The organism is Microvirga brassicacearum (genome assembly GCF_008757455.1).
GTDB lineage: Bacteria > Pseudomonadota > Alphaproteobacteria > Rhizobiales > Beijerinckiaceae > Microvirga > Microvirga brassicacearum.
This window is the reverse complement of the sequence record NZ_VCMV01000037.1, coordinates 13,126-27,487: the sequence shown is the minus strand read 5'-3', so window position 1 is coordinate 27,487 and position 14,362 is coordinate 13,126. Positions and strand designations below refer to the sequence as shown.

13 protein-coding genes and 1 pseudogene are annotated in these 14,362 nt (G+C 62.0%); 7 read left to right on the top strand and 7 right to left on the bottom strand.

The window, feature by feature from the left end:
- Positions 1 to 49 precede the first annotated feature (49 nt).
- Positions 50 to 1,327, top strand: a complete 1,278-nt coding sequence (gabT, locus tag FEZ63_RS19110) for a 4-aminobutyrate--2-oxoglutarate transaminase (protein WP_150947468.1) — start codon at positions 50 to 52, stop codon at positions 1,325 to 1,327.
- Positions 1,328 to 1,379: 52 nt separating this feature from the next.
- Positions 1,380 to 2,866: pseudogene (locus FEZ63_RS19105) on the top strand (NAD-dependent succinate-semialdehyde dehydrogenase).
- 39 nt (positions 2,867 to 2,905) lie between these two features.
- On the opposite strand, the gene FEZ63_RS19100 reads toward FEZ63_RS19105, so the two are convergent.
- Both FEZ63_RS19100 and FEZ63_RS19095 read right to left on the bottom strand, forming a co-directional pair.
- Complete coding sequence (locus FEZ63_RS19100; RefSeq protein ID WP_150947466.1) at positions 2,906 to 3,757, bottom strand: endonuclease/exonuclease/phosphatase family protein; 852 nt, start codon at positions 3,755 to 3,757, stop codon at positions 2,906 to 2,908.
- Between the two features lie 27 nt (positions 3,758 to 3,784).
- Positions 3,785 to 4,588 (bottom strand): HAD-IIB family hydrolase, encoded by an 804-nt coding sequence (locus FEZ63_RS19095; protein ID WP_150947464.1) that lies wholly within the window; start codon positions 4,586 to 4,588, stop codon positions 3,785 to 3,787.
- A gap of 270 nt (positions 4,589 to 4,858) precedes the next feature.
- Here FEZ63_RS19095 and FEZ63_RS19090 point away from each other — a divergent pair, with 270 nt between their 5' ends.
- The gene (locus FEZ63_RS19090; RefSeq protein WP_244622888.1) at positions 4,859 to 6,133 is read left to right on the top strand and encodes a glycerate kinase type-2 family protein; all 1,275 of its coding nucleotides are present in this window, start codon (positions 4,859 to 4,861) and stop codon (positions 6,131 to 6,133) included.
- An 18-nt stretch (positions 6,134 to 6,151) separates the two neighbouring features.
- On the opposite strand, the gene FEZ63_RS19085 is transcribed toward FEZ63_RS19090, so the two are convergent.
- A complete protein-coding gene (locus tag FEZ63_RS19085; protein ID WP_162419788.1) occupies positions 6,152 to 6,811 on the bottom strand; it encodes a sensor histidine kinase in 660 nt (219 codons plus the stop codon).
- 265 nt (positions 6,812 to 7,076) lie between these two features.
- On the opposite strand from FEZ63_RS19085, the gene FEZ63_RS19080 reads away from it, so the two are divergent.
- Positions 7,077 to 7,256, top strand: a complete 180-nt coding sequence (locus FEZ63_RS19080; protein WP_150947460.1) for a CsbD family protein — start codon at positions 7,077 to 7,079, stop codon at positions 7,254 to 7,256.
- A gap of 58 nt (positions 7,257 to 7,314) precedes the next feature.
- On the opposite strand, the gene FEZ63_RS19075 is transcribed toward FEZ63_RS19080, so the two are convergent.
- The gene (locus FEZ63_RS19075; protein ID WP_150947458.1) at positions 7,315 to 7,605 is read right to left on the bottom strand and encodes a sulfurtransferase TusA family protein; all 291 of its coding nucleotides are present in this window, start codon (positions 7,603 to 7,605) and stop codon (positions 7,315 to 7,317) included.
- A gap of 9 nt (positions 7,606 to 7,614) precedes the next feature.
- Entirely contained in the window at positions 7,615 to 8,733 is a 1,119-nt protein-coding gene (locus tag FEZ63_RS19070) for an Mrp/NBP35 family ATP-binding protein (RefSeq protein ID WP_150947456.1), read from the bottom strand.
- A gap of 207 nt (positions 8,734 to 8,940) precedes the next feature.
- Here FEZ63_RS19070 and FEZ63_RS19065 point away from each other — a divergent pair, with 207 nt between their 5' ends.
- From FEZ63_RS19065 to FEZ63_RS19055, 3 genes are all read left to right on the top strand, one after another.
- Positions 8,941 to 9,447 carry a pyridoxamine 5'-phosphate oxidase family protein gene (locus FEZ63_RS19065; RefSeq protein ID WP_150947454.1) on the top strand — a complete coding sequence of 169 codons (507 nt, stop codon included), beginning with the start codon at positions 8,941 to 8,943 and terminating at the stop codon, positions 9,445 to 9,447.
- Positions 9,448 to 9,556: 109 nt separating this feature from the next.
- Positions 9,557 to 10,849: a nicotinate phosphoribosyltransferase gene (gene pncB / locus FEZ63_RS19060; protein ID WP_150947452.1), complete on the top strand. Its 1,293-nt coding sequence runs from the start codon at positions 9,557 to 9,559 to the stop codon at positions 10,847 to 10,849.
- Positions 10,849 to 11,619: a LamB/YcsF family protein gene (locus FEZ63_RS19055; RefSeq protein ID WP_150947450.1), complete on the top strand. Its 771-nt coding sequence runs from the start codon at positions 10,849 to 10,851 to the stop codon at positions 11,617 to 11,619. The genes pncB and FEZ63_RS19055 overlap by 1 nt, the downstream gene beginning before the upstream one ends.
- A gap of 23 nt (positions 11,620 to 11,642) precedes the next feature.
- Here the strand turns inward: FEZ63_RS19055 and FEZ63_RS19050 are convergent, their stop codons facing one another.
- Positions 11,643 to 12,515 (bottom strand): alpha/beta fold hydrolase, encoded by an 873-nt coding sequence (locus FEZ63_RS19050; RefSeq protein WP_150947448.1) that lies wholly within the window; start codon positions 12,513 to 12,515, stop codon positions 11,643 to 11,645.
- 2 nt (positions 12,516 to 12,517) lie between these two features.
- Entirely contained in the window at positions 12,518 to 14,227 is a 1,710-nt protein-coding gene (ade, locus tag FEZ63_RS19045; RefSeq protein WP_150947446.1) for an adenine deaminase, read from the bottom strand.
- Positions 14,228 to 14,362 lie beyond the last annotated feature (135 nt).

The window sequence follows — 14,362 nt, the reverse complement described above, 5'->3', positions numbered from 1 at the left end:
AGCGGATTGCCTCTAGGCTCACGAGCGACAATCACCAAGCGAGTCCATCATGACGACTAACGAAGAACTGCTTTCGCGCCGCAATGCTGCCGTTGTGCGTGGCGTCGGCCACTCAACGCCGATTTCCGCCGCACGCGCCCTGAATGCGGAAATCTGGGACGTTGAGGGAAATCGCTACGTGGATTTCGCCGGTGGCATTGCGGTTCTCAACACCGGCCATTGTCACCCGAAAATCATCTCGGCCGTCCGCGAGCAGATGGAGAAGTTCACCCATACCTGCTTTCAGGTGCTGATGTACGAGTCCTATATCGAATTGGCCGAGCGCCTCAATGCATTGGCCCCCATCACCGGCGCGACGAAGTCGGTATTCTTCACGACCGGGGCAGAAGCCGTCGAGAACGCCGTCAAGGTCGCCCGCGCCGCCACTGGCCGCTCAGGCGTCATCGCCTTCACCGGCGCATTTCATGGACGCACTGCTTTCGCATCCGGCCTGACCGGAAAGGTCATTCCGTACAAGAAGGGCCTCGGCCCGGTGATGCCGGGTATCTGGCACGTTCCGTTCCCGGTGCCGCAACTGGACGTCACGGTCGAGGATTCCCTCAAGTTCCTCAACTTCATCTTCAAGGCCGATATCGACCCCTCGCGCGTTGCCGCAATCATCATCGAGCCCGTGCAGGGAGAAGGCGGCTTCCATCAGGCGCCCCCCGAACTGATGCGCGCCTTGCGCCGCATCTGCAACGAGCACGGCATTGTTCTCATCGCGGATGAAGTGCAGACGGGCTTCGGCCGCACCGGCCGGATGTTCGCGATGGAACATTATGATGTGGAGGCCGACCTCATCTGTGTGGCCAAGAGCCTAGCGGGCGGCTTCCCGCTCTCCGGCCTCATCGGGCGGGCCGCCATCATGGATGCGGCCGAACCGGGTGGCCTCGGCGGCACCTATGCGGGCAATCCCCTTTCGTGCGTGGCAGCGCTGGCCGTCCTCGATATCTTCGAGGAAGAAAAGCTCGTCGAGCGCTCGAATGCCATCGGGGCGCGTTTGAAGGCGAAGCTCTCGGCACTCCAGCAGCGCAACGATCTCCTGCCGATCGCCGCAATTCGCGGTCCCGGCGGCATGGTTGCGTTCGACATCGTCACCGACCGTGCATCCCAGCAGCCCGATGCGGAGGCGACGAAAGCGGTCACCCGGCGTGCCCACGAGAACGGTCTGATCCTGCTGTCGTGCGGAACCAATGCCAATACGATCCGCATTCTCGTGCCGTTGACAGCGTCCGACGAACTCATCGACGAGGGAATGACGGTGCTCGAGCAGGCTCTCGCGGCGTGACCGCGCGGCCCATGTTGAGCTTCTCTTTCCAGTTGAATCGTGGAGAAAACCGATGACTGCACATCAGAAACCCGTCGACCGTCGCGTGCTGGATCTGAAGGATCCGTCGCTGCTGGTGGGCAAGGCTTACGTGGCGGGCGAATGGATCGAGGCTCCCGACGCAAGACGATCGCCGTCACCGATCCTTTCGATGGCGCCATCATCATGGAAGTGCCGGATCTCGGTCCTGAGGTCGCGCGCCGGGCGATCGACAAGGCGCATGAGGTCCAGAAGGATTGGGCGCGCCGTACGGCCAAGGAGCGCAGCCAGATCCTGAAGCGGTGGTACGAACTGATCCTGGCGAATGCCGACGATCTGGCGCTGATTCTGACCACCGAACAGGGCAAGCCGCTGGCGGAGGCGAAGGGTGAGGTGGTGTCCAACGCCGCCTATATCGAGTGGTTCGCCGAGGAGGCCAAGCGCATCGACGGCGACATCATCCCACAGGCGCGCGCCGATCAGCGCATCCTGGTGTTGAAGCAACCGGTGGGGGTTTGCGCCGCGATCACGCCGTGGAATTTTCCAAACGGCATGATTGCGCGCAAGGTCGGCCCCGCGCTTGCAGCTGGCTGCACGATCGTGCTGAAGCCCGCGGCGCAGACGCCGCTTGCGGCTTTCGCACTGGCGGTTCTGGCCGAGCGGGCAGGGGTGCCGAAGGGCGCATTCTCGGTGATCACCGGCGACGCAAAACCGATCGGGCACGAGTTCTGCCACAATCCGAAGGTTGCGAAGATCACCTTCACGGGCTCGACGGCCGTCGGTCGCTGGCTCATGAAGGAAGCGGCGGATGGGATCAAGCGGCTGTCGCTTGAGCTCGGCGGCAACGCACCTTTCATCGTGTTCGATGACGCCGATCTCGATGCCGCCGTCGAGGGCGCGATGATCTCGAAATTCCGCAATGCCGGCCAGACCTGCGTCTGCGCCAACCGCATCTACGTTCAGGACAGCGTGGCCGATGCGTTTGCCGAAAGGCTCGCCGCGAAGGTCCACGATCTCAAACTCGGGCGCGGAACGGAGAGCGGGGTCACGCAGGGCCCGCTGATCGACGACCGCGCGGTGGCCAAGATGGAAGAGCATCTGGCCGATGCCCTGGCCAAGGGCGGTAAGGTCGTTGTGGGCGGTAAGCGCTCGGAACTGGGCGGTACGTTCTTCGAGCCGACGGTGATGACGGGCATCACGCAGAACATGAAATTGGCAAAGGAAGAGACGTTCGCACCGCTCGCGCCGATCATTCGCTTCAAGGACGAGAGCGACGTGATTGCGATGGCCAACGACACGGAATTCGGCCTCGCCTCCTACTTCTATTCGCGGGACATGGCGCGTGTCTGGCGTGTCGCCGAGGCGCTCGAGAGCGGCATGGTCGGCGTCAATACCGGCCTCCTCGCCAACGAGGCCGCACCCTTCGGCGGCGTCAAGCAATCCGGCCTCGGCCGCGAAGGCTCGAAATATGGAATCGAGGGCTTCCTCGAGATCAAATACGTCTGTCTCAGCGGAATCTGACATATCCGAACCTGACCAACTCCACGGTCAGGTTCGATCCTATAGCGGGCGAATGTTGAACTCGACGGCGACCGGCTGATGATCGGACGCCGTCGTTTCCGTATCGACCCGGACGTCAAGAATACTGTGCTGCAGGTTTTCGGTGGCGAAGACGAAGTCTCGGCAATGAGCGCCGCCGGGCCACTGAGCCACATCGGCGATGCCCGCTGTCGGCGCGTGCGGCTCCCGCGGGTGTCGCGCGGCCCAAGCATCGACAAAAGCGGGGACGTCGTCAGCAAACAACGCCTGCATCTCGCCGTAGAGCGGGTCGTGCGGTTCGAAATTGAAGTCCCCGCAAACCAGTGCCGCCACCGCAGGTGCGATGGTCCGATAAGGACCGCTGGTGCGATCGCGGAACGAGAGACGCCCGCGCTTGGCCCGCTCTTCATGCAACCGGCGAAGTTCGCGCACCTGAGCTTCGCGATGCTCGACCGAATGAAACTCCAGATGACAAGTGGTGACGCTGACGGGTCCGAACTCAGTCTCGACGAGTGCCTCGAGGCCCTGACGCTGCATCGTGCGCGCTTCGGTTGCAGGCCACGGCAGCATATGGCTTGTCACCTGCAACACCGGAAAGCGCGAGAGGATCATGTTGCCAAAGACTTGCCGCTTTCCGTCGGGCGACGTGATATCGACCGCAGGGCGAAAGATCGCCGTGTAGTCCGGCAGCAATCTCGCGAGCACCGCCGGCTGATCCTCGCCATGATCGTAGTCCGTGAAGCCGCGAGAAATTTCCTGGAAGCAGAAAATGTCTGCGTCGCAGAAGGCCCGTGCCGTCGAAACGATCCGCGAAAGATCGACTGTTCCGTCGCAGCCGAGACCCCATTGGATATTCCAGGTCAGCAACTTCATGGCGTCTTGCCCTCGTCTAGGCGGTGGTTAGGCGGCGTTCCGGGCGTTCAGCAGAAGGGTCGCCAATTCGGCAAAGCCCTCGCCCGAATGGGCGGCCGTGACAAAGGCCGGTTTGCTTTTAAGGCGGTTCGCAAATGCATGAATGTTGGCGACGCCAACGCTCAACGGGAAAGCCCCGAACATCGGCTCATCGTTGGGTGAATCGCCAACGTAAACCACCGTGTCCCGGGCGCTCTCCCAATTCAGTCCAAAGAGGTCTGCCAGCGCGATTTTTGCCATGCTCAGCTTATTGTAGTCGCCAAACCAGCCGTTGACATGAATCGAACTGACCTTCGCGATCGCATCATGCCGCTCGAAAATCGCGACGATCCGGTCGATGTCGGTTTCGGAGAGGGGCGGCACATCCTCGCAGAAGTCGATGGCGAGATCCGCCACCCGATAAGCCTGATCGCTTGCAAGCGCCGAACCTGGAACCTCGGAAAGGACTTCCCGCTCGATCAATGCGAGCCGCGCTCGGTTCTTTCGCCGCTCTTCGACCGAAGCCCAGAAATGGTGGTGCATTTTTTTTGCGGCGCGATCGTAGTGAAAGTAAAAGGCGCCATTCTCTCCCACCACCGCATCTACCGGCCACATCCGTGCGATGTGATCGCACCAGCCGGCAGGTCGGCCGGTGACGGGCATGACGATGAAACCGGCGCGGTGCAGGTTCTCAAGGGCCATGTAGGCAGCGGCCGTGAGGCTGCCCTCGCTCGTGATCGTGTCGTCGATATCGGCGAGTACGACGCGGACCCTGCGAAGCGTGCCGCGGTCGATTTCGGACAGAGGGCGCATCAGGCGTTCCCGATCGCGGGCGGGCGGACGTTGCGGCAGCTGGAGGGGCGCATGGGATGGTGCTTTCTAAGGCTCGCTAAACATTGCGGACCCTAAGAGGCACGGTCCGCGATTTCAAGCAGCCGGCCGTAGGTTCGAGGCCTGACTTTCACCGCGTACGGCAACGGTGCTATTTTGTGCGTCACGTTGTCTTCTGTGAGCTATCTTTAGCGCGAATCCGTCAAAGGAACCGGTCGATGCCGATCAGGAAACCAGTCTTCGGAATGCCCGATGGACAACCGTGAGCCCATGTCGAACGACCCCGAAATTCTGCGCCTTCTTTTCCAGACGGGGCTCGAGGCCGCTCTACCCGACGGAAAATTCGACGGGCGGCTGCCCGCGCGTCCGAGCGGACGCACCATCGTTCTCGGCGCCGGCAAGGCTTCGGCCCGCATGGCGGCGGCGTTCGAGGAGGCATGGGATCGGGCCGGTGGCTCCTGCGAGGGTTTGGTCGTCACGCGCTACAACCATGGCGCAAAGACACGTCGGATCGAGGTCGTCGAAGCGGCGCATCCAGTCCCCGACCAAGCAGGCGTCGATGCGGCGAAACGGGTTCTCGCGCTCGCGCAATCGGCGACCGCGGATGACCTTGTCGTCTGCCTGATTTCAGGCGGCGCGTCTGCACTGCTCTCACTCCCGGCGGCCGGGATAACGCTTGAGGACAAGCAAACCATCAACCGCGCCCTGTTGCGATCAGGAGCGCCCATTGGTGAAATCAACCTCGTGCGAAAATCGCTCTCTGCCATCAAGGGCGGGAGGCTGGGCGCGAGCGTCGGCGCAGCGCAGCTCGTGACGTATCTGATCTCCGATGTCCCCGGAGACGACCCGTCGAGCATCGGGTCCGGCCCGACATTATCCGACATTGTCGACCCGGAAACGGCGCTTGGCATCCTGCATCGCTATCGTGTCACCGTACCGGATCACGTGATCGCTGCAATCCGGGCAAACACGACGGTGGCGCCAGCGCGCCGGAGCGTCGTTCATATGCTGGCGACACCGAAGATGGCTTTGGATGCGGCCGCCAAACAGGCCAAGGCCTTGGGTCTTACTCCGATGATCCTCGGCGATGCGATCGAAGGCGAGGCGCGGGAGGTCGCGCGGGTATTTGCCGGAATAGCACGGTCGGTTGTCGAGCATGCCGAACCACTTGGACCGCCCTGCGTGCTGCTGTCGGGCGGAGAGACGACGGTGACGGTGCATGGGAACGGCCGTGGCGGCCGCAATGCCGAGTTCCTGCTCGCCCTTGCGTTGGCGGTTGGAAACGGCAGCCGTATTTCGGCAATCGCCGGTGACACCGATGGCATCGACGGATCGGAGTCGAATGCGGGCGCGTGGTTCGACGGCAGTCTTTTTGACGAGGCGGAGAAACGAGGGATCGACCTCGCAGCATGTCTCGAGAACAATGACGCGTACACGGCGTTCGAGGCTCTCGACCGGTTGGTCGTCACGGGGCCGACACTGACGAACGTCAATGACTTCCGCTGCATCCTGATCCGCTCCGCATGAACGTTTGGGAGCGTGTCGTCAGTCCGGTTCGCGAGGCAGTTTGATTCGCACGACGGTGCCTCTGCCCTCCTCGCTTTCGATCAGCAATTTTCCGGAATGCAGGGAAACGATGTGACGAGCGAGGCTGAGGCCGAGGCCGGTCCCGGGGACGTGCTTCGTATTTGCGGCGCGAAAGAATGGCTGACTGATGAATGGCAGGTCGCTTGCTGGAATTCCGATTCCCTCATCAGCAATCGTAACGGCGATGGCTTTCTCGCAGACCGAACCGGTCACGACCACGTGTCTGTCTTCGGGGGAGTAGCGCAGCGCATTGGCGAGCACGATGCCGAGAGCCTGCTCGATCAGAACGGCGTCGCCGCTCAACCGATCCGGCAGAACGTCAATATCGAGTTTGCAGCGACGGAACCCGGACAATTGCTCGTGCTCTCTGCTGATGCGATGAAGCACGGCCTTGATGTCGAAGAGCGTGCGATGAAGCACGATGCCGCCCGCATTGGCACGGGTGAAGTTCATGATCGTGCCGATCAGCTCGTCGAGACGGCGGCTCGCGAGCCAGATTTTTTTGGCTCGCTCGCGGACATCATCGGAGGGCATGCGATGGCCGCGCCGGGCGAGGCTCTGGGCGAGCGCCGAGATGACCGACAGAGGAGCCTTGAGCTGGTGTGCGAGCAGCGTCATGCGATCGAGGCTCGATCCCGGCTTCGTGGGTCGGGTGAGCAGTTTCGCGCGTTTTAGGGTTTTCTTCTGCGGAGGACCGGGCTCTGGCAACGTCATTCTCAATGGAAATTCACGATATAACGTTATTGATATTAGAATAGTTTCGTCCCTTTCGTCGCCATGTGCGCCACGGCACCTCCTGCGACTTTCATCTTACGCATAGGCGCGAAACTCTTTCAGCGTGGCCGCGTTTCAAACTCGCGCTCAATCCGGAAGGAGAATTCAGATGGACAAGGACCGCGTGGAAGGCAGCGCCAAGAACGTCAAGGGATCGGTCAAGGAAAGCGCCGGCAAAGCCATCGGCGACAGCAAGCTTGAAGCCGAGGGCAAGATGGATAAGGCCAAGGGCAAGGTGCAGAATGTGATCGGCGGCATCAAGGACACGCTGCGCGGCAAACGCGCGTGAGATTGACCGCATCTCTGATGCCAGAAACGTATTTGGTGTCCTCCAAATCGACCTGGCTCTAGGGCTCGGCTCTCGCTGGGCCTTTGGGCGTCTCGGGTTTGGCCGAGCGTTGGATCACGAAGTGCAGCTTGCCCTTTTCCTCACCGTGCGCGACCAGGATATTGCCGGTGTCACGGACGAGGTTCGGGATATCGATGATCGTGAGCGGATCCGTGCAGGTCAGTCGGATCCGCTCTCCCGGCCGCATCCGCTGCAGAATTTTGCGCGTTCGGAGGACGGGCAGGGGACATTTCAATCCTGACAGGTCCAGGTCCCGTATTCTCGCCTCGCTCGCCGGATCATCGTTCATCGCTATCCGTCACTCGATCACGATGCGGGGTGCCGCCCGTGTGCCGGCGCCCGCCAATGCGGTCTGGACCTGCTGTGCCATGGATTTGTAAATCGCAGCGTGCGGGCTATCGGGCTCCAAGGCGACGACCGGTCGCCCTGCATCCGACGACTCGCGGATTGACATTGTGAGCGGCACTTCGCCCAGGAACGGCACGCCGAGCCTTTCGGCCTCGTGTCGTGCGCCGCCATGCCCGAAAATGTCAGAGGCCGTCCCGCAATGCGGGCAGATGAACGTCGCCATATTTTCGACGATGCCGAGAATCGGAATCTCCACCCGCCTGAACATCGAGACGCCGCGCCGCGCGTCGATCAGGGCGAGATCCTGCGGTGTTGAAACGATGATGGCTCCCGCAAGGGGCGTCGCCTGCGCCATGGTGAGTTGGGCATCTCCCGTGCCGGGCGGCATATCGACGACCAGCACGTCGAGATCGCCCCATGCGACCTCGCGCAGCATCTGGGTAATCGCCGACATGACCATCGGACCCCGCCAGATCATGGCCGCTTCTTCGTCGACCAGAAAGCCGATCGACATCACCTTGAGGCCATAGGCCTCCATCGGTTCGAGGATGCGGCCCTCGAGGAGTTTGGGCTTGCCATGGATGCCGAGGAGCTTGGGGACGGACGGGCCGTAGATGTCGGCGTCGAGCAGTCCGACGCGCAGCCCGAGCGAATGCAGGCCAAGCGCCAGATTGACGGCCGTCGTCGATTTGCCGACGCCGCCCTTGCCCGATGCCACGGCGATCACATGCCCGACGCCGGGAATGCGCTGGGTCTTTGGTTGCTTCGGTGCATGGGGACGAGGGGGCGGCGGGGTGGCCGGTGCTGTGGTGCCGCCCTCCCGCTCGGCGGTGAGGGTTGCGAACACGCCCGTGACACCGGCGATGGCGCGCACGGCTTTTTCCGCCGCAAGCCGGACGTTTTCCATGACGGGGGCTTCCGGAGGATCGATGAAGATGGAGAACATGACACGCCCGCTTTCATCGACCAGCACCTCGGAGAGGCGGCCGGAATCCGCCAGCGTCGCGCCTCCGGCATCGACGGCGACCTCCGCTAATGCCTGCATCACCCGTTCACGTGTCACCGTCACGATCGAGTCTCCTTCGCTGCCCGCCGCGTGCTCTCGCATCCATGTATACGGCCTTCAGCCGGGAGTTAAGGCACGCTGGTGTCCAGGCAGGCAATTTCCCGAACTAAAGCGACGTTTCAGTGTTGTCCTCACATTCGCCGGGGCGGCGCAGGCCGACCGGCTGCCGAGCCCGGCTTTCGAATTTCTCCAGACGACGAGGAGCCAATAATGCACCAGCATGGGCAAAACGACCCGAATGCCAGCAAGCTCTACGATCTGATCAAGGATGTGAAGATCGCGATGATGACGACGGTCGATAGCAGCGGCAAATTGCACACGCGACCGATGTACAGTCAGGAGGCCGACGAGCATGGCGATCTTTGGTTTTTCACCCGGATCGACGCTCCCAAGGCCCAGGAGATTACGCGCGATACCGACGTGAGCCTCGGTTATGCCGATCCCGGCAGCCAGACCTATGTGTCGGTGAGCGGCAAGGCCGAGGTCGTTGCGGATAAGGCCAAGATCGCAGAGAAATGGTCCGAGCCGATGAGAGCGTGGTTTCCCAACGGCAAGGACGACCCGCAGATCGGCCTGATTCGCGTCCACCCCGAGCGTGGCGAATTCTGGGACAGCCCATCCTCCACCATCGTGCACCTCGCTGGCTACGTGAAGGCCGCGGTCACGGGCGAGGCCGCCAATCCAGGCGACAACGCCAAGGTTGACCTGCACGGTTAGGGTGGCGGTCTCAGGAGGGAGAAACATCCGGCGAAGGGGAAACATCGCCTTTCGCTAGGGCTTAGGCTTCGCTATTGTCCGGGCTTCCCGACGCTGCAAGGAGCTGGCGATGGCGGACATCGCGACCAGGGTTTACAACCACACCTGGAAAATTGACCCGATTGTGCGTTCGGTGCTCGATACGGATTTCTACAAGCTGCTGATGGCGCAGACGATCTTTCGTCGGCATCGCGATGTGCAGGTGACCTTCGGGATTCAAAACCGCACGACGCGCATCCGTCTTGCCGATCTCATTGACGCCCAGGAATTGGGCGAGCAGCTCGACCATGTGCGCTCGCTCTCGCTGACACGCGGCGAATCGACCTGGCTCCGCGGCAACACGTTTTACGGCAAGCGCCAGATGTTCTCGCCGGAATTCATGGACTGGCTCGAGTCCTTCCGCTTTCCCGAATACCTGCTTGAGAAGGAGGACGGTCAATACGTCCTGACGTTCCATGGCCCATGGATCGAGACCACCATGTGGGAGATCCCCGCATTGGCGATCCTGAACGAGCTTCGTTCGCGCGGCGTGTTGAAGGACATGGGCAAGTTCGAGCTCCAGGTGCTCTACGCCCGCGCCATGACGCGCGTGTGGGAGAAGATCAATCACCTGAAGACGCTGCCGGAACTTTCGATCTCCGATTTCGGCACCCGCCGGCGGCACGGCTTCCTATGGCAGGATTGGTGCGTTCAGGCGATGATCGAAGGGCTCGGCTCATCGTTTCTCGGCACGTCAAACTGCCTGATCGCGTTGCGCCGGGAGGTGGAGGCTGTCGGCACGAACGCGCACGAGCTTCCGATGGTCTATACGGCGCTGGCAAAAAGCGACGGTGAAATGGCGAAAGCGCCGTATCGCGTCCTGCAGGATTGGCAGGAAGATTATCAGGGCAATCTTCTGGTCATCCTTCCCGATACATACGGGACCTCGAACTTTCTTGCGAATGCACCCGACTGGGTGCCGAACTGGACCGGCATCCGCATCGACTCGAAGGATCCCATCGAAGGGGGCGAGGAGGCGATTGCGTGGTGGCGCGAGCGCGGGCAAGAACCTAGGGAAAAACTCGCCATTTTCTCGGATGGCCTCGACGTCGACGTGATCGAACGCGTTCATCGGCATTTCAATGGGCGCATGCGGATGGGTTTCGGGTGGGGAACGCTCCTGACCAACGACTTCAGGGGTCTTGCGCCCGATGGTGGCCTCGATCCGATTTCGATTGTCTGCAAGGTGATCTCGGCGAATGGCCGCCCGACAGTGAAGCTCTCGGACAATCCCACCAAGGCGATGGGACCTCCAGCCGAGATCGAGCGCTACAAGCGCGTGTTCCATGTGGGGCGTCAAAAGGCGCAGCCGGTGCTGGTATAATGACAACCACGATCGATCTTAATTGCGACATGGGCGAAGGTTTCGGGCCCTGGCCCATGGGCGATGACGAGGCGATGCTGGACATCGTCTCGTCGGCCAATGTCGCCTGCGGTTTCCACGCCGGCGATCCGTCCATCATGTTTCGCACCGCCGCGATGGCGAAGCAAAAAGGCGTCGCGCTCGGCGCGCATCCCGGTTTCAACGATCTTGCGGGCTTCGGCCGACGCATGATTACCGGCGACAGCCCGGCCGAAATCGAGCGGATGCTCGCCTACCAGATCGGAGCGTTGCAAGGAGTTGCCGCACTTGCGGGTCACCGCGTCACCTATGTGAAGGTTCACGGGGCGCTCAACAACATGGCGAACGAGAACGATGACCTGGCGCTCGCCATTGCCCGTGCGATCAAGGGCGTGGACGCGGCACTCGTCAATGTGTGCATGCCGGGTTTGCTGATGGAGACAGCGTCCGACCGGATCGGCGTTCAGGTGGCGCGCGAGTTTTTTGCGGACCGCGCCTATGAGGATGACGGCACGCTGATGAGTAGGAAAAAGCAAGGGGCCGTCCTGCACGACGCGACCGCTGCCGCGGAGCGGGTGTTGCGCACGTTGCAGAACGGGGAGATCGTGACTCAATCGGGACGCCGCATCCCGCTCAAGATCGACACCATCTGCGTGCATGGGGACGAGGCTAGCGCGGTCGAAATGGCGCGCGCCATTCGTGCGAAACTCGAGGCCAACGGATTCGCCATCGCGCCCTTTGCTGCGCGTTGAACAGGCCGCGGACACGCGCTCCCTTACGACCCATAGGCCTTGGTCAAAAACGCCTGAAGTGCTGCGAGCGTGGCGTCGGGCGCTTCTTCAGCCAGATAGTGACCGCAATCGATTCCCTGCCCTTCGACATCGGTCGCCCAATCCCGCCAGATCGCGCAAACGTCGTACCAGCGCGCGATCGGCCCCTGCAGCCCCCATAGTGCCTGGACCGGGCACGCGATGCGACGACCGGACTTGTGATCGTCGTTGTCGAGTTGCAGATCGATGCCCGCGCCGGCGCGGTAATCCTCGCACATGGCGTGGATCGTCTCGGGATTGGAAAAACTCCGGCGATATTCGGCCAAGGCGTCAGGATCGAACATCGACCGCCCGCGCCTTAGATAGAACGCATCCGGATCCGCACTGATGAGACGCTCCGGAAGATCATAGGGTTGCGCCAGGAAGAACCAATGCCAGTAGCCCATCGCAAACGACATGTCGGTGCGCTGGAAATGCTCCGCCGTCGGTAGAATATCGAGCACCGAAAGAGCAGCGACCACGTCGGGATGGTCGAGCGCCATTCGATAAGCGCAGCGCCCGCCACGATCATGCCCGACGACCGCAAACCGGTCGAAGCCCAGGATCCGCATCACCTCCACCTGGTCGCGCCCCATCGCGCGCTTCGAATAAGGTTCGTGATCCGGGGTCGTCGCGGGCTTGGAACTGTCGCCGTAGCCGCGAAGATCGGCACAGATAACCGTGTGGCTTTTCGCGAGTTCCGGCGCGATCCGGTGCCACATCACATGTGTCTGGGGATGGCCGTGCAGGAGAAGCAGCGGTGGCCCGCTGCCGCCCTGTCGCAGATTGATCACCGCTTCCGAGGTCGCAATCCGGCGATGGATGAAGCCCTCGAACATACTCACTCCACCAACGCCATGTTGTCGACGTCAACGAGGCCGAAATCGGTGATCTTGAGGTGAGGTATGACGGGCAGCGGCAGGAATGCCACCTGCAGGAATGGTTCGGCCAGTGTCACGCCAAGTTGCTTTGCTGCCTTGCGCAGCGGATGCAACGCATCCCGCACATCCTCGTAGGGCAGGTCGCTCATCAGCCCGGCGATGGGAAGCGCGAGTTCGGCGAGCACTTCGCCGTCCGCCACGACAACGAAACCTCCCTGGATCTCGCGCAGACGATTGACGGCTGCTGCCATGTCCGCGTCGGCAACACCCACGACGCAGATGTTATGGCTGTCGTGCCCGACGGAAGACGCGATGGCGCCGCGCTTCATCCCAAATCCTTTGACGAAACCCCGGCCGATATTGCGGTTCAAGCCGTGACGCGCCACCACCACGACCTTCACGATGTCGCGGGCAAGATCGCATGCCGCAAAACCGTCCACTGACGGCAGAATGGCCCGCAAGTTCTCGGTGATGATCTTCCCCGGGATGACGCCGATCACCGGCACGTCATGGGCCGACGCAACGACCCGAAAATCATCGGCGCCGACAGGTTCGAGCCTGACGCTGTTGCGGCCGACAGGTTCGACGGTGTTGCGCGTCGCAAACAGGTCCTGGTCCACGAGGCGTCCCGCGCTCACCACATCCGACACGGCGCAAGTTTCCAAATCGTCGAGCAGCACGATATCCGCGCGCTTGCCCGGCGCGATGATGCCGCGGTCCTTCAATCCGAAAGCCTGCGCGGCGGTGAGCGACGCTGCGCGATAGGCGGCGAGCGGCTCACGGCCAAGGGAAATCAACGTCTGGATCATGTAATCCAGATGACCTTCCTCCGCGATGTCGAGGGGATTACGATCATCCGTGCACAACGCCAGAAATGGCGATGTCTGAACCGACAGGAGAGGCGCCAGCGCGTGCAGGTCCTTCGATACGGAGCCCTCGCGGATCAGCACCGTCATTCCTTTTCGGATTTTCTCCAGCGCTTCCGCGGCGGTTGTCGTCTCGTGGTCCGTTCGAATGCCGGCCGCCAGATAACCATTGAGATCAAGCCCGCGCACCAGCGGTGCATGGCCGTCCATATGACGGTCGGCAAAGGCCGCGATCTTGTCGAGGCAGTCCGGATCGGCAGAAAGCAGGCCGGGAAAGTTCATGAACTCCGCAAGGCCGATGACCTTTGGATGATCGCGATAGCGCGCGAGATCGTCGGCGTCGATCCGCGCGCCTGACGTTTCGAGATGAGTCGCCGGAACGCAGCTCGACAACTGCACGCGCAGGTCCATGATGGTGCATTGGGCAGCAGCCAGAAAATAATCGAAGGCTGCCGTTCCGACGACGTTCGCCATTTCGTGCGGATCGCAGATCGCGGTCGTCACACCGTGCGGAAGGACGCAGCGGTCAAATTCGAAAGGCGTCACAAGCGACGATTCCACATGCAGGTGCGTGTCGATGAAGCCCGGCACGGCGATACGTCCGCGTCCATCGATTGAGCGGTCGCCGCGATAGCGTCCGTAGGTGCCCACGATGGTGTCGCCGCATATGGCGATGTCGGTGCGGGTCAACGTCCCGGTGACGAGATCGAATAATCTGACATCGCGGATCACTAGATCGGCCGGCATCGAGCCTTTGCCCTGGGCGATCCGCCGCGCCAGGGTACTTGCATTCCGATTTTCCATGCGCCTGAAGGTCCTCACCAGCTCCGGCGCTCTCCGTTGTCGATATGGATGATGCCGGTGCGGTAGATCTTAAGACCGCCCACTTCGGGACGCGAGCGCAAATACGCCATCAAGCCGCGCCTCGGGGTGCGCACG